The following is a 15,295-nucleotide window of genomic DNA, read 5'->3' on the forward strand; positions in this document are numbered from 1 at the left end:
TTTGTATAATATTATCAAAAGACATCCAGGGGTGGAAAAATGGCCACAGAAGATCATTCTTATAAAGACAAAAAAGTGATTTCAATCGGGATTGTGAGTGAATTGACAGGATTGTCCGTAAGACAGATCAGGTATTATGAGGAACGAAAACTCATTTATCCGCAACGTTCTTCAAGGGGAACAAGAAAATATTCTTTTGCCGATGTGGAACGGCTGATGGATATCGCCAATAAGCGTGAAGACGGCGTACAGACGGCAGAGATTTTAAAAGATATGCGAAAAAAAGAGCAAATGTTAAAAAACGATCCGCAAGTGCGGAAAAAAATGCTGGAGGGGCAGCTTAATGCGCACTTTCGGTACAAAAACCGTTAAATGATAAAAGTCCGACTCGCAATTGAGACGGACTTTTATCATTTATAATGAGTGTATGAATGCAGTGGCAATGCCAAAGTAAATTAATAAAGACAAAATATCGTTTAACGTTGTGATCAGCGGCCCTGAAGCGATCGCCGGGTCTACTTTCAGCTTGTGCAAAATAATAGGGATAATTGTTCCTGACATTGTGCCGATAATTAAAGTGAAGAATAGTGAAGAAGCGACAACAAATCCCAGCAGCGCGTTTCCCTGCCATAAGATGGAGACAATCGCAATCAGCACAGAACAAACCGCTCCGATATAAATACTTGTTCTGAACTCCCGAAAGATCAGGCGTACAATCGTTTTTTTGTTCAATTCTTCTTTAGACAACCCTCTGATGACAACCGCGAGGGATTGTGTTCCCGTATTTCCTGTCATCCCTGACACCATCGGCATGAAAAATGCCAGCGCGACAACCTGCTGCAGCGCATCTTCAAAATAACTGATAATGCTTCCTGAAATCAGCCCGATAAACAAGAGCAAAATCAGCCATGGCAGGCGTCGGTATGCCGCCACATAAGACTTTGTGTCAAAGGTGATGTCTTTACCGGAAGCGGCAAATTTTTCGTAATCTTCATCAGCTTCCCGAATGACGACGTCGATAATATCATCGACTGTTACAATGCCGACAAGAACATTGTTTTCTTCCACAACCGGGATCGCCAAGAAATCGTAACGTTCAATCAGACGGGCAACTTCTTCCTGATCCTGAAGAGCGTCTGCTGATATGACGCGGGTAAACATTAAATCCTGCACCTTTTCTTCAGGTTCGCCCAAAATCAAATCACGGTAGGATAGCACGCCCACCAGCTGTTTGCTTTCATTGATGACATATAAGTAGTTGATCGATTCAGCTATTTCAGCAAAGCTTTTTAATTTGACGACCGCGTCTTTTACCGTGTAATGCTGAGGAATCCACACAAACCGGTTTGTCATCATGCGTCCCGCTGAGTCGGCCGGATAGTTCATCAAAAGCTGTACAGCTTTTGACTCTGACGCTTCCATGCTGGACAAAAGCTGTTCCTTCAGTTCTTCATCCATTTCTTCAAGCAATTGCGCGAGGTCATCGTTGTCCATTTTGTTCATCGCAAGTGTTGCTTTTGTTTTTCCGACTTTATTTAAGACGGCAAGCTGAAATTCGCGCTCCAGCTCCCCGATCATATCCGTGATATCATCTACAGTTAAATAAGATAAATAGCGGGCGCGGTGTTTTTCCGGCATTTCTTTGAAAATAAATGCCATATCATAGGGCTGAAGCTCATCAATAACGCTTCTGAAATCCTTAATCTTCCCGTCTCGCAATAAAATAATGATGCGTAAAATGAGTTCGTCATAGGTCATGTTTTGAACCATAAGGACTCGTACCTCCTCTACGGAGACGTGCCGGCCTCGCCTGAAGGTGCGGCAGATCGTCTCCTCACCGTATAATCAATTGTCTTGCTGTCATAGTATATGGGTACTTCTTCAGATTGACTCGAATGGGGAGAATCCATACTCCGCACCTCCTTTGATAAGATTCGTTTTAAAGGCATAAAAAAAGCCTTCGGGATTGAAGGAGAAAGAAACACGGCAAAAAAAAGCGTGCGGGCGCCTTCAATCGTAGAGCTTTAGCACTGTATGGCATAGGAGCAATCATCCAGCTGCATTAAAAATCACCTTATGTCGATGATTTCTGTTGACCCATTGGCGTCTTTGGACATTTTTGGGCAGCAGCGTATCTCCATACAGGAGCCTCACCTAACGAAGTTCATAATTGAATTGACACACTGAGATTACAGAAAAAAACAAGCTGTGTCAACTCAAAAAAGTAATTAATGCGCTTTCATCACAATAACGGAACAAAACAAGGGCCTAAGCCCTTATTCTGTTGTTTGCGTTTCATCATCTTCCGAGAGCAAATGATATGTTTCATGAAGAAATAAAGCATATTCTCCTTCTTTTGTCGGATGAGGGACATATTCAGCCTGATTGATGTATTGCTCCTCTTTCTTTTCCATGTGTTTCGCCTCCTTTTCTATTTAGATTGTCCAAACGAAGGCTTCTTATCATGAAAAAACCCCCCGCTGATATGCGGGGGTTCAGATTGTTGACAAAACCCTTGAAGTCCAGGAAGGGCAAGGATTGGAGCACAGCGAATGTAGAAATTCGTAAGCACCAACGCGCAGGACTGACAACGAATGCCAGAGTTTGTCGACACGCTGAAAACCCCGCTCTAGCGGGGTTTTGATTAGTCGTCTATCTCCTGCTTGATGATACGTCCATCCTTTGCGGAAATGTCAAATTCCGCCTCAGTGCCTTGTTTCGTTTTGATTTCAATTTCATAGATGTAAGCACCATCGTCTTCATCAAGCTTGCTTTCTGTTACGGTTCCATTCGTTTGCTTTAAGGCCATTTCTTCAGCTTCTTCTTTTGTTATAGCGACTTGTTCTGCTTTCTCCTTTAACGGGTCATTAAGCGCTTGTCTTGTCTTAGTATCTACATATACGTCGTAGTCTTCACCGTCTTTTTCGATCTCTACTTCATAGACTTCTTTGCCGTTGTAAATATCTCTGTCGATGTCTTCCACTGTGCCGTCAACAACCGTTTTGGCAATTGATTCTGCTTCCTGTTCAGTGAGTGTACCAGTCTTGGAAGCGGCAGTCTGTGTGTTATCATTGTTTTCTTTCGCAAACGCGTTGTAGCTGAATCCGCCAGCCGCTAAACATCCTGCTAAAAGACCAACCATCCATCGTTTCTTAAGCATTATGTAATTCCTCCTTTGTTTTTGTATGAGTACAGTTTACACACTCAATATGAAAGGAAAACGAGAAAAAGATAAGAATTTGATGAGAAAACGTCAGTCTTCATACACAATGTTCGCAACTTTTCCGGTGTAGGCATTGATTTTCACTGTCGCTTCTTTATCATCCGGAAGATCAACATCCACTTCAAAGATGAGAGTGCCCCCACTTTCTTCGAGATCTGCGTCATCCGCCGTCCCGCCCGTTTCTCTCTCTGCAATGGTTTTCGCTTCGTTTTCCGTAATCGGTGTTTTGGGTTGGTCTTTACTGCTGATTTGGTCAGCAGACACAACTGCTTTTGCCTGCATGTCTACCTTCACTTCGTATGTTTTTCCGTCTTTTTTTTGAATGGTATATGTGGCAACACGATTTTGATGTGTTTGTTTTTTGACGGTTCCCGGGACCCGCTCAAGTGCGAGTTGCTCGGCTTCTTTTTCTGCCATGACAAATGGATTCATCGCTTTAACTCTGTTCATCGAAAGAATGTCAGCCGATTTTGCATCAGCTTTTATAAAATAAGTTCCCTTTGGATTTTCAAGGGTCATATCATATGTTTTTTTATCCTTTGATTGTGTTACATTCGTGATCTCGCCTTTATAAGAGGCTTCGACTTTTTTTACGACAACCTCCTTTGACATTACATCTTCATGGGTTTGCCGAATGATAAGAACCGCACAGATGATGATGGCTAAAATCGCCGCTGCAGCAGATATTGCTTTGATTGTTTTGTTCATCAGCCTCCCCCATTCTGTTCTCTGAATTCCATGGTGACAGCTGTTCCTTGTTCCGGCGTACTTTTTACAGACAGCTCAAGGCCGTGCTCATCGGCGATTTGCTTGGCAATGGAAAGGCCTAAACCCGTTCCGCCTGTTTTTCTGTTTCGAGCCTCATCCGCTCGGTAGAACCGTTCGAACAGGTGCGGGATATGCTCCTCAGGTATTCCGATGCCTTCATCCCTTACTGACAAAAACGGCAGCCCATTCCTCGTTCCGACTGTCATCACAATGGCTTTTTCACTATATTTAATGGCATTATCGAGCAAAATGGTCAGCAGCTGCTTGATGCGTTCCTCATCAGCTATTACAAACAGGCTCTCCTTATCTGTTTCAAGAAAAATGTCACGCTGATAGACAGGTTGGAGCGTTTGCATGACAGTGCGCGACACTTCAACCAGATCGATTGTTTTCAGATCAAGCTCAAGGCCTTCGTGGCTTTTGGCCAACGTCAGAAGCTGATTGGTCAGTTTTTTCATATGCAGCGCTTCTGAATAAATGGCTTCTATCGATTCCTCAAGCACTTCCGGCTTTTTTGCTCCCCATCGCTTCATCAGGCTGCTGTAGCTTTCTATAATCGTGAGCGGGGTTTTCAATTCGTGTGAAGCATCTTGAACGAATTGCTGCTGTTTATCGTAATGCTCTTTCAGCATCATCGCCATCTCATTAAACGTCAGCCCCATCTGATATAACTCGTCGTGGGACTGTCCTTCCAAGGAAATCGTTTTGATTGCTTTCTCCCGCTGTATGTCTTTCATCGTCATCATTAATCGCCTGATTGGATTGATGATCCGGCGGGCGAGCAAGCTTCCCGCAAAAAAAGAAGCGATACAGACAGCAGCACTCGCAGCGATTAAGATGATTTTCAGCAGAAACAGACTCTCTTCTGTGTTCTCCAGCCTTTCAACCAGCTGAAGAGATACCACTTGTCCATCGGTCCAAATAACCGGAACAGCAGCTTCAGCAAACAGTTTGCCGTCATGTTTCCTTACATCTGCAGTTTCACCACTACGAAAAGCGAGAGGGAATTCTTTATACGCTTTTTCTTTTGTCATGGTCATAACAGCTTTTTGATCTCCATTCACAACACGGACCATGCCGTTTGCCGGAAGATAGGCCTGCAGCATGTCCTGCAAAGCCACTCCTTCTGTTTCAGCAGTATGCAGTGCTTCGGCGATGTTACTGGTCTCATCTGCAAGCCGGGCCGCATCCTTTGATGTCAGGGCGGATGAAAAAATGAGATAGACCGCGGTATGGACCAGAATTAATAACAGTAACAGCGATAGTGATGTGTATAGATGAATCTTGGTCTTTAGCTTCATTTTTTACCCCTTAATGGCATAGCCAACCCCTCGAATCGTATGGATCAGCTGTTTTTCGTAAGGATAATCCAACTTTTTTCTGATGTATCTGATGTAGACGTCCACGACATTTGTATCACCAATATAATCAAATCCCCATACTGAGCTTAAAATCTGCTCCCGTGTCAGCACTTGCTGCGGATGCTTCAGCATATAGACGAGCAAATCAAATTCCCGCGGCGTTAATTCCACCTCTTTGTCTCCGCGTCTCACTTCACGTGTTTTTTCATTCACCCGTAAGTCGTCATAAGTAAGAAAGGTGTCAATATCTTTTGTTTTTGTCCCTTTTTGGCGCAGTGCCGCCCTGATTCTGGCAAGTAATTCTTCAATTTCAAACGGCTTTGTGACATAGTCATTGGCACCGATGTCCAGTCCAGTTACCTTATCAGGCACACTGTCGCGCGCCGTTAATAAAATGACCGGTGTTTGCGAATCCGTTTTTCTCAAGCGGCGCAGCACCTCCAGGCCGCTAAGTCCCGGAAGCATAACATCAAGAAGCACCAAGGTATACCCGCCTTCCGCTGCCGCATTCAGCCCTTCCGTGCCATTGTGTTTCATGGTAACGCTGTAACCTTCATACTCCAATTCAAGCTGAAGCACTCTGGCGATTTTTTCTTCATCTTCCACAATTAATATGTGTCCTTTTTCCAAATCCGCTCATCCCTCTCCTGACTCGATATGAAAAAAATGATTTCTTGGTTTACAAAATGATTCTTATCATCTATTATGATGTCAACATAAAAAATTGTATACGGAAAGCACTAGGGGTGCTGTTTTGGCTGAGATAAAGCGCGGGAGTAACGCGCTTTGATCCCTTATGACCCGATCTGGATAATACCAGCGTGGGGAAGTGCAGGTTGACCGAATGGTGTATTTTTTGTGCGCTTAATCGATCTCTTACTGCATATTCCCTTAGAATATGCAGTTTTTTATTTTACCAAAAAACAAGAGGTGAAAGAAATGGAGCAAATATGCGGTACAAGCAGAATCGCCGGTTTTCGGTTCTCTTTATATCCGATGACAGATGATTTTATCAATGTGATCAAGTCTGCACTGAAAAAAACCGACACATCTAAGGTTTGGACGAAAACCGACCATATCAGCACAATCTTACGAGGATCGGCTGATCATGTATTCGATGCAGCCAAAGCCATTTATCTTTACGCGGCAAACAGCGAAAAACACATCGTCATGAACGGCACGTTTTCCATCGGATGCCCGGGTGACACACAAGGAGATACATATCTTTCCGCAGACGATAATCGTGTCAATGAAGATGCTGTCCGGAGCTTGAACGCGGAAGCGCCGTGCCAATTTGCCCTTTATCCGATGAATGAGCCGGATTATATGGGCTTGATCATGGAAGCTGTCGACATTGCGAAAGCAGAAGGCACCTTCGTACAAGGTGTCCATTACGCGAGTGAGCTTGACGGGGATGCGCATGACGTATTCAGGACATTGGAAGCCGTTTTCCGTATGGCTGGAAAGCAAACAAAGCACGTAACCATGACTGTTAATGTTTCGGCTAACAGTCCATCTAGAAAAAACAGAAAGCAGGGATAAAATGAAAAGCTGGAAAGTAAAAGAAATTGTCATTATGTCCGTTATCAGTATTGTTTTTGCCGTGGTTTATTTATTATTTACGCATTTTGGAAACGTACTTGCAGGTATGTTCGGTCCAATCGCTTATGAACCTATTTTCGGTATTTGGTTTATCGTTTCCATCATCGCCGCGTACATTATTCGAAAACCTGGAGCGGCGCTAGTTTCTGAAGTCATAGCCGCTCTCGTTGAATGCCTGCTGGGAAATCCATCTGGCCCGATGGTCATCGTCGTCGGCATCGTTCAAGGTCTCGGGGCTGAAGCTGTATTTCTCGCGACGCGCTGGAAAGCATATTCTCTGCCTGTACTTATGCTGGCAGGAATGGGATCTTCAGTAGCCAGCTTTATCTATAATCTATTTGTTTCTGGCTATATTGCCTATTCACCAGGTTATCTTCTCATTTTGTTTATCATCCGTCTTGCTTCCGGCGCACTTCTTGCGGGACTTCTCGGGAAGGCTGTCAGCGACTCTCTCGCTTATACGGGCGTGCTAAACGGAATGGCACTCGGAAAGGAACTGAAAAAGAAACGGAAACGGGTATCAGAACATGCAAGCCTTTGATAAGCTTCTCACGGTTGACAGGCTCAGCTTCTCTTATGAAGAAGACGAGAACCCGGTTTTTCAAAATATTTCGTTTGAGCTTCAAAAAGGAGAATGCGCTTTGTTGCTAGGACCGAGCGGATGCGGAAAAAGCTCGCTCGCCCTTTGTTTAAACGGTCTCTACCCGGAGGCTTGCGACGGCACACAGTCGGGGCATGTATTTTTACTTGAAAAGCCGGTCACAGACCCTGGAGCCTCCGAAATGGCAGCCCAGTATGCCGGGGTCGTCTTTCAGGACCCCGATCAGCAGTTTTGCATGCTGACGGTGGAGGACGAAATCGCTTTCGGGCTGGAAAATCTGCAGATTCCGAAAGAAGAGATGACGGAGAAGATCGATGCCGTTTTAGAAAAATTACGTATTGCTCATTTAAAAGAAAAAACAATATCCACTCTGTCAGGAGGACAAAAGCAGAAAGTTGCGCTCGCCTGTATTTTAGCGATGGAGCCTGAGCTCATTATGTTAGACGAGCCGACTTCTCTTCTAGATCCTTATTCAGCGCGGGAGTTTGTTCATATGATGAAAGATCTTCAGCGTGATAAAGGTTTCAGCCTCCTTGTCATTGAGCATCAGCTTGATGACTGGACGCCTTGGATTGAAAGAACGATCGTGCTGGACAAAGCAGGAAAAAAAGCGCTGGATGGCCGAACGCAAGATCTATTCCAGCACGAAGCAGAAACCCTAAAGCAAATGGGCATCGCGATTCCAAAAGTATCTGATCTGCAGAAAAAATGCAGTATGCCGTTTACTTTATCAAAGGAAACGCTGTTCAAAAAGCCTTTTCCTGCCGAGTATGCAGAAAAGAAAGAAACTCCTTCTGGGAAGAGTGTGCTGGAAGTCAGCGGCCTTTCATTCGCAAGAGGACATCAGACGATTTTCAAAGACCTTAGCTTTTCATTGCACGAAGGCTCTTTGACGGCGCTTGTCGGCCCTAACGGCACTGGTAAATCGACGCTTTTATCTGTTCTCGCACGTCTTATGAAGCCGCAAAGCGGCAAGATTCTTCTATATGATCAGCCGCTGCAGTCATATAAAGAAAAAGAACTGCGAAAACGTTTGGGATTTGTTTTTCAAAACCCGGAGCATCAGTTCGTCACCAATACGGTGTATGACGAGCTGATGTTCGGTCAAAAAGTAAATGCTGAAACTAAGGAAAAAGCGCACCATCTGCTGGATCGTTTCAGTCTTGCGCATTTGGCTGATCATCATCCGTTTGCGATCAGCCAAGGACAAAAACGGCGCCTGAGTGTTGCTACTATGCTCATGCATGATGTAAAGGTTTTATTATTAGACGAACCAACCTTTGGCCAGGACGCCCACACGGCGGCTGAATGCATGGATATGATTCGGCGTATTAAGAAAGAAGGAACCGCTGTCCTTATGATTACGCACGATATGGAGCTTGTCTCTTCGTATGCCGACAGCGTGCTTGTTCTCCATGATACGAATCTAGTTTTTGACGGATCTCCAGCGCAGTTATTTTCTCAGGAAAAAGGGCTTGTCCAAAAAGCCAAGCTCACCCTCCCCCTTCTATATGAATGGATGGTCTACCAAGAGGAGGTGCGTGATGAAGCAGCCGTTACATCTCATTAATCCGGCAGTGAAAGCCGCGGCGGTTTTTTTGTGTGTCGTCATGCTGTCGTTTATTTACAATCCTTACACTCCTGCGTGTTTTTATATCATCATCGTTTCAGGTGTCCTATTGGCGGCGAGAATCCCTTTAAAAAAATGGTTTTTGTTTACGATTCCGTTTTTGATTTTGGCATTCGGATGCGTATGGACAGCCGCTGTTTTTGGCAAGGTTCCGACAACTCCGGATAATTTCTTGTTTCAAGCAGGCCCTATCTCAATCAACAGTGATAATGTCTCTGTCGGCATTTCTCTCGGGTTTCGTATTTTGTGCTTTTCCGCATTATCGATGATGTTTGTCTTTACGACCGATCCGATTTTATTTATGCTGAGCCTTGTCCAGCAATGCAAGCTCTCACCAAAGCTCGCATATGGGGTCATTGCAGGCTTTCGTTTTCTTCCGCTGCTAAAAGAAGAAATCCAGCTGATCCAGCAGGCTCATAAAATCAGAGGAGGAGCGGCGGAGAGCGGCTTCATTGAGAAAATCAGCGCGCTAAAGCGGTATATCATCCCGCTGTTGGCAAGCGCCATCAGAAAAGCGGAACGGACAGCGCTTGCGATGGAATCAAAAGGTTTTACAGGAAGCAGAAACCGGACATATTACCGGACACTGACCGTAAACAGCCGCGATTGGGTGTTCTTTTGCCTCGTTCTCTTGTTATTCGCAGGATCTTTTTTCATATCCTTATGTTTTGCCTTATAATAAAATCCGCTATCGACGATAGCGGATTTTTTCTTATTGATGATAGTTTAATGCCTGGGCAAGATTGGTTTTAATTGTAATATTCGAAAAATCAATCCCCAGCTGTACAGCGGTTTGCGCGATTTCAGGCCTGATTCCTGACAGGGTTGACCTTACACCGATTAAAGTGAGCGCCTCAATCAATTTAAAGATTTGGTGCGCCACCATCGTATCAACCACCACCACACCTGATAGATCGATTAACAGATGCTCCACGCGTCTTTTTGCACAAGCTTGAAGCGTGTTTTCTAAAATGAACTTTGCACGTTCAGTGTCAATGTCACCGACAAGCGGCAGCAGAGCTGTTGATTTGCTCAGGGTAATGATAGGCGAGCTTAATTCCAATATCATTTCTCTCTGGGCGTTTAATTGCTGTTTGGCATTCGCTTCAGCGTGATCGACGAATGTATAAATGGTAAAATCAAAAACTTTTACAATCAAATCGGCCCATTTTTGTTTCTCTCCCGGTTCAAACGCCGACTCATTTTCTTCTGCGAACTTCTCAAAATATGTCGTATATAATCTCCGGTTTCTCATAAACTCCCGAATCACATACTGAACCGGAGTGTCGAGATGCTTTTGATCGTTCGTCAGCTCAATGACCCACACTTGAAATTCTTCGAGAAATTGTTTTTCCGGTAAAACATACATGTCATTCAGATGCCGGTAAAATTCTCTGTCCTGTTCTTTCAATTCTTCTGTTACAGATGCATTATGTAAGGCATAAATCGAATTCGGATCGCTTTCTTCCATCGTTTCAATCCATTCATCAGCCATTTGTTCCACATGCTCTGAAAAAAACGCATATAATTTTTCATTCAGTTTCATCACACTGCTCCTTTCCCCAGACACTATTATAACTTGACTGACAGCTGAATCCCAGTCATACACGCTGATACCATCCAGTATTTTGAAAATTAATAATTCTTTGGGTTGTACTTTATTTTTTCAAAATGCTTCAAATGGCTCTGTCCGAGCGTCTGCTTTTTTCATATAATATGATGCAACACCCTTGAATCCACTTGCAAGCATAAAAAAGGAGGGCTTTTTTATGAATGGTGAAATCCGCTTGATCCCGTTTGTGACAAATGAGCAGATCATGGATGTAAACGAGCTTCCTGAGGGCATTAAAGTAATTAAAGCGCCAGAAATGTGGGCAAAAGGGGTAAAAGGCAAAAATGTAAAAATCGCTGTATTGGACACGGGCTGCGATACAAGCCACCCTGATTTAAAAAATCAAATCACCGGCGGAAAGAACTTCACGGATGATGACGGCGGCAAGGAAGATGTGATTTCCGACTACAACGGACACGGCACACATGTCGCCGGAACGATTGCAGCTAACGATTCAAACGGCGGCATTGCCGGGGTCGCGCCTGAGGCAAGCCTATTGATTGTGAAAGTTCTTGGCGGTGCAAACGGCAGCGGCCAATATGAATGGATTATTAACGGCATTAACTACGCTGTGGAACAGAAAGCCGATATCATCTCGATGTCCCTTGGCGGACCGAACGATGTGCCGGAGCTTGAAGAAGCGGTGAAAAACGCCGTCAAAAACGGAGTGCTTGTCGTTTGCGCAGCGGGAAATGAAGGAGACGGAAACGAACGAACAGAAGAGCTTTCCTACCCTGCGGCTTATAATGAAGTGATCGCGGTTGGATCTGTTTCCGTAGCGCGTGAATTATCAGAATTTTCTAACGCTAATAAAGAGATTGATCTTGTGGCACCGGGAGAAAATATATTATCCACCCTTCCTAACAAGAAGTACGGTAAGCTTACCGGCACTTCAATGGCTGCCCCTCATGTCAGCGGAGCGCTTGCTTTAATCAAAAGCTATGAAGAAGAATCATTTCAACGAAAGCTTTCTGAAACTGAAGTTTATGCACAGCTGGTCCGCAGAACACTCCCTCTCGATATTGCAAAAACGCTGGCAGGTAATGGATTCCTGTATTTAACCGCACCTGATGAGCTGGCAGAAAGAGCAGAGCAATCACATTTGATGACCCTATAAAATTATTTTTCTTATATAACATAAACCACATAGAGTAAATAAAATTTCAAATTCTATGTTGACAACAAATTTGAATTACTGTTAAGATTACCAACAAATGATTCAACTTTTCAAAAAATTAATAACATTTTCTCTTATCGAGAGTTGGGCGAGGGATTGGCCTTTTGACCCCAACAGCAACCGACCGTAATTCCATTGTGAAATGGGGCGCACTGCTTTTCGCGCCGAGACTGCTGTCTCATAAGGCACGGTGCTAATTCCATCAGATTGTGTCTGAGAGATGAGAGAGGCAGTGTTTTACGCAGAAAAGCCTCTTTCTCTCATGGGAAAGAGGCTTTTTGTTGTGAGAAAACCTCTTAGCAGCCTGTATCCGCGGGTTAACGAGAGTGTTTTACATATAAAGGAGGAGAAACAATGACAACCATCAAAACATCGAATTTAGGATTTCCAAGAATCGGACTGAACAGAGAATGGAAAAAAGCGCTTGAAGCGTATTGGAAAGGCAGCACTGATAAAGATACGTTTTTAAAGCAAATCGACGACCTCTTTTTATCCGCAGTAAAAACACAAATCGACCAGCAGATTGATGTTGTGCCTGTTTCTGATTTCACACAGTATGACCATGTACTCGACACAGCAATCAGCTTCAACTGGATTCCAAAACGATTCAGACATTTGACTGACGCTACCGATACATACTTCGCTATCGCCCGCGGAATAAAAGACGCCGTATCTAGTGAAATGACAAAATGGTTTAATACAAATTACCATTACATCGTTCCTGAATATGACGAAAGCATTGAATTCCGCCTAACAAGAAACAAACAGCTCACAGATTACCGCCGGATCAAACAGGAATACGGCGTTGAAACAAAACCTGTGATTGTCGGCCCTTATACGTTCGTTACGCTTGCTAAAGGCTATGAACCGTCTGAAGCAAAAGCGATCCAAAAACGTCTTGTGCCGTTATATGTACAGCTTTTGAAAGAACTTGAAGAAGAAGGCGTAAAATGGGTTCAAATCGATGAGCCGGCGCTTGTTACAGCCTCTAGCGAAGATGTCCGCGGCGCAAAAGAATTATTTGAAAACATCACAAGTGAACTTTCATCCTTGAATGTGCTGTTGCAAACGTATTTTGATTCTGTTGATGCTTACGAAGAGCTGATCTCTTACCCAGTACAGGGAATTGGCCTTGATTTCGTTCACGATAAAGGCAGAAACCTGGAACAGCTGAAAACACACGGCTTTCCAGCAGACAAAGTGCTGGCAGCCGGCGTTATCGACGGACGCAACATTTGGAAAGCGGATCTCGAAGAACGTCTCGATGCCGTTCTTGATATTCTCAGCATTGCAAAAGTGGATGAACTGTGGATTCAGCCTTCCAGCAGCCTGCTGCACGTTCCGGTAGCGAAGCACCCTGACGAGCATTTGGAAAAGGATCTGCTGAACGGATTATCATACGCAAAAGAAAAACTAGCCGAGCTGACAGCTTTGAAAGAAGGCTTAGTATCAGGAAAAGCGGCGATCAGCGAACACATTCAGCAGGCTAAAACGGATATTCAGGCGCTCAAACAGTTTGCAACAGGCGCGAATTCCGAACAGAAGAAAGAGCTTGAGCAATTAACCGATAAAGACTTCAAACGCCCGATTCTGTTTGAAGAACGTTTAGCCCTGCAAAATGAATCTCTCGGCCTTCCGCTTTTGCCGACGACTACGATCGGAAGCTTCCCGCAGTCTGCTGAAGTGCGGAGCGCACGCCAAAAATGGCGGAAAAATGAGTGGTCTGATGAACAGTATCAAAACTTTATTAATGAAGAAACAAAACGATGGATTGATATTCAGGAAGAATTGGAACTTGATGTCCTTGTTCACGGTGAATTTGAACGGACAGACATGGTCGAATACTTCGGTGAGAAGCTGGCCGGCTTTGCCTTCACAAAATACGCATGGGTTCAATCATATGGCTCACGCTGTGTCCGCCCGCCAGTCATTTACGGAGATGTTGAATTTATTGAACCGATGACAGTGAAAGACACGTTATATGCACAGTCATTGACATCCAAGCATGTGAAAGGAATGCTGACCGGCCCAGTTACAATCTTAAACTGGTCTTTCCCTCGAAACGACATTTCGAGAAAAGATATCGCCTTCCAAATCGGGCTCGCCCTTCGCAAAGAAGTAAAAGCGCTTGAGGACGCAGGCATTCAAATCATTCAAGTCGATGAGCCAGCGCTGCGAGAAGGCCTTCCATTGAAAACCAGCGATTGGGAAGAGTATTTGACTTGGGCGGCTGAAGCATTCAGATTAACCACTTCTTCCGTGAAAAATGAGACGCAAATTCATACACATATGTGCTATAGCAACTTCGAAGACATCGTCGATACGATCAATGATCTTGATGCCGATGTGATTACAATCGAACACAGCAGAAGCCACGGAGGATTTTTAGATTACTTAAAAGACCATCCGTATTTGAAAGGGCTCGGCCTTGGTGTATATGACATTCACAGCCCTCGGGTGCCGTCTATCGAAGAAATGTACGACATTATCGTGGATGCGCTTGCCGTCTGTCCGACTGACCGCTTCTGGGTAAATCCAGACTGCGGATTGAAAACAAGACAACAGGAAGAAACGGTCGCAGCCTTGAAAAATATGGTTGAGGCAGCGAAGCAGGCAAGAGCTAAACAAACACAGCTTGTATAAGTAGGATAGAAACCATCTGCCTTTGGCAGATGGTTTTTCTATTAGAAAGCGGGAATCGGTTTCCGATGCTCCCCATCCCCTTCTTTTAATATTTTGGCTGCTCCATTTTTATCAAATTCCACAAGACTCAATGATGTATCATGTATGTAAGCAGAATTCCATATGTCATTAATGCGTCTTCTCTTAATGATATTTAACAGCATTAATATAAAAACAGAATGGGTAACCAAAAGAACATTACCGGAAGAATGACTGTCTAAAATCGTTTGGAGAGCCAGCTTTACCCGGCTTTCAAGATCAAAGAATGTTTCACATCCCGGCTGGCGATAAGCTTCGGGATGATGTAAATAAGCATGAAAAAGATCAGGTTCGCTTCTTTCAATATCCTCTTGTTTTTTTCCTTCCCATGAGCCTAGTGACATTTCTCTGAACATATGATCTTTAACCAACGGGGGCCGGCGCGATCCCAGTATAGTTTTTGCTGTCTCTTCTGTCCGCTTGCTCGGGCTGATGTATACCTGATTCAATTCAATATCCTTCAGACGCTTCCCAAGAGCACGGGCATTGTACAGCCCAAGTTCTGTTAAATCAGAATCCATCCAGCCCTGCATCCGTTTTTCTATGTTCCATTGGGTCTGTCCGTGTCTGGCAATATATAAATGCAGCATGATCACCCCT

Annotated in this window: 16 protein-coding genes and 3 riboswitches; of the genes, 7 read left to right on the forward strand and 9 right to left on the reverse strand. The window is 44.2% G+C overall.

Annotated elements, in window-relative coordinates; translation table 11 throughout:
- Positions 1-39 precede the first annotated feature (39 nt).
- A complete protein-coding gene (gene tnrA / locus V6D41_RS07570) occupies positions 40-372 on the forward strand; it encodes a MerR family transcriptional regulator TnrA (RefSeq protein ID WP_003218544.1) in 333 nt (110 codons plus the stop codon).
- A 42-nt stretch (positions 373-414) separates the two neighbouring features.
- On the opposite strand, the gene mgtE is transcribed toward tnrA, so the two are convergent.
- The 7 genes from mgtE to ykoG form a co-directional block, all read right to left on the reverse strand.
- Complete coding sequence (gene mgtE / locus V6D41_RS07575) at positions 415-1,770, reverse strand: magnesium transporter (RefSeq protein ID WP_087990953.1); 1,356 nt, start codon at positions 1,768-1,770, stop codon at positions 415-417.
- Between the two features lie 17 nt (positions 1,771-1,787).
- Positions 1,788-1,910 (reverse strand): hypothetical protein, encoded by a 123-nt coding sequence (locus tag V6D41_RS07580; protein ID WP_277986989.1) that lies wholly within the window; start codon positions 1,908-1,910, stop codon positions 1,788-1,790.
- A 92-nt stretch (positions 1,911-2,002) separates the two neighbouring features.
- Positions 2,003-2,169: riboswitch (M-box (ykoK) riboswitch) on the reverse strand.
- A gap of 107 nt (positions 2,170-2,276) precedes the next feature.
- A complete protein-coding gene (locus V6D41_RS07585) occupies positions 2,277-2,414 on the reverse strand; it encodes a transcriptional regulator SplA domain-containing protein (RefSeq protein ID WP_003218541.1) in 138 nt (45 codons plus the stop codon).
- 230 nt (positions 2,415-2,644) lie between these two features.
- Positions 2,645-3,160 (reverse strand): PepSY domain-containing protein, encoded by a 516-nt coding sequence (locus V6D41_RS07590; RefSeq protein WP_333517769.1) that lies wholly within the window; start codon positions 3,158-3,160, stop codon positions 2,645-2,647.
- 93 nt (positions 3,161-3,253) lie between these two features.
- Complete coding sequence (locus V6D41_RS07595; protein ID WP_333517770.1) at positions 3,254-3,931, reverse strand: PepSY domain-containing protein; 678 nt, start codon at positions 3,929-3,931, stop codon at positions 3,254-3,256.
- Positions 3,931-5,292 (reverse strand): sensor histidine kinase, encoded by a 1,362-nt coding sequence (locus V6D41_RS07600; RefSeq protein WP_333517771.1) that lies wholly within the window; start codon positions 5,290-5,292, stop codon positions 3,931-3,933. Before V6D41_RS07600 ends, V6D41_RS07595 begins: the two co-directional genes overlap by 1 nt.
- A 3-nt stretch (positions 5,293-5,295) precedes the next feature.
- A complete protein-coding gene (ykoG, locus tag V6D41_RS07605; RefSeq protein ID WP_333517772.1) occupies positions 5,296-5,982 on the reverse strand; it encodes a two-component system response regulator YkoG in 687 nt (228 codons plus the stop codon).
- A gap of 102 nt (positions 5,983-6,084) precedes the next feature.
- Positions 6,085-6,197: riboswitch (TPP riboswitch) on the forward strand.
- A gap of 94 nt (positions 6,198-6,291) precedes the next feature.
- Between ykoG and V6D41_RS07610 the strand changes: the two genes are divergently transcribed.
- The 4 genes from V6D41_RS07610 to thiX are packed head-to-tail and all read left to right on the forward strand — an operon-like array spanning position 6,292 to position 9,864.
- A complete protein-coding gene (locus V6D41_RS07610; RefSeq protein ID WP_333517773.1) occupies positions 6,292-6,894 on the forward strand; it encodes a Ykof family thiamine-binding protein in 603 nt (200 codons plus the stop codon).
- Between the two features lies 1 nt (position 6,895).
- Positions 6,896-7,495 (forward strand): ECF transporter S component, encoded by a 600-nt coding sequence (locus tag V6D41_RS07615; protein WP_148963799.1) that lies wholly within the window; start codon positions 6,896-6,898, stop codon positions 7,493-7,495.
- The gene (locus tag V6D41_RS07620; protein ID WP_333517774.1) at positions 7,482-9,125 is read left to right on the forward strand and encodes an ABC transporter ATP-binding protein; all 1,644 of its coding nucleotides are present in this window, start codon (positions 7,482-7,484) and stop codon (positions 9,123-9,125) included. Before V6D41_RS07615 ends, V6D41_RS07620 begins: the two co-directional genes overlap by 14 nt.
- On the forward strand, positions 9,100-9,864 hold the full coding sequence (gene thiX, locus V6D41_RS07625; protein WP_333517775.1) for an HMP/thiamine ABC transporter permease ThiX: 765 nt from the start codon (positions 9,100-9,102) through the stop codon (positions 9,862-9,864). The genes V6D41_RS07620 and thiX overlap by 26 nt, the downstream gene beginning before the upstream one ends.
- Before the next feature lie 33 nt (positions 9,865-9,897).
- On the opposite strand, the gene rsbRB is transcribed toward thiX, so the two are convergent.
- On the reverse strand, positions 9,898-10,731 hold the full coding sequence (gene rsbRB, locus V6D41_RS07630) for an RsbT co-antagonist RsbRB (RefSeq protein WP_333517776.1): 834 nt from the start codon (positions 10,729-10,731) through the stop codon (positions 9,898-9,900).
- A gap of 223 nt (positions 10,732-10,954) precedes the next feature.
- Between rsbRB and isp the strand changes: the two genes are divergently transcribed.
- Positions 10,955-11,914 (forward strand): serine protease Isp, encoded by a 960-nt coding sequence (gene isp, locus V6D41_RS07635; protein ID WP_333517777.1) that lies wholly within the window; start codon positions 10,955-10,957, stop codon positions 11,912-11,914.
- Positions 11,915-12,045: 131 nt separating this feature from the next.
- A riboswitch (SAM riboswitch) is annotated at positions 12,046-12,201 on the forward strand.
- A 127-nt stretch (positions 12,202-12,328) separates the two neighbouring features.
- A complete protein-coding gene (gene metE / locus V6D41_RS07640; RefSeq protein WP_333517778.1) occupies positions 12,329-14,617 on the forward strand; it encodes a 5-methyltetrahydropteroyltriglutamate--homocysteine S-methyltransferase in 2,289 nt (762 codons plus the stop codon).
- Positions 14,618-14,658: 41 nt separating this feature from the next.
- Here metE and V6D41_RS07645 read toward each other — a convergent pair whose 3' ends face one another.
- Positions 14,659-15,285 (reverse strand): histidine phosphatase family protein, encoded by a 627-nt coding sequence (locus V6D41_RS07645; RefSeq protein ID WP_333517779.1) that lies wholly within the window; start codon positions 15,283-15,285, stop codon positions 14,659-14,661.
- Positions 15,286-15,295: the final 10 nt, after the last annotated feature.

The organism is Bacillus sp. 0102A (assembly GCF_036765155.1).
GTDB lineage: Bacteria > Bacillota > Bacilli > Bacillales > Bacillaceae > Bacillus > Bacillus subtilis_G.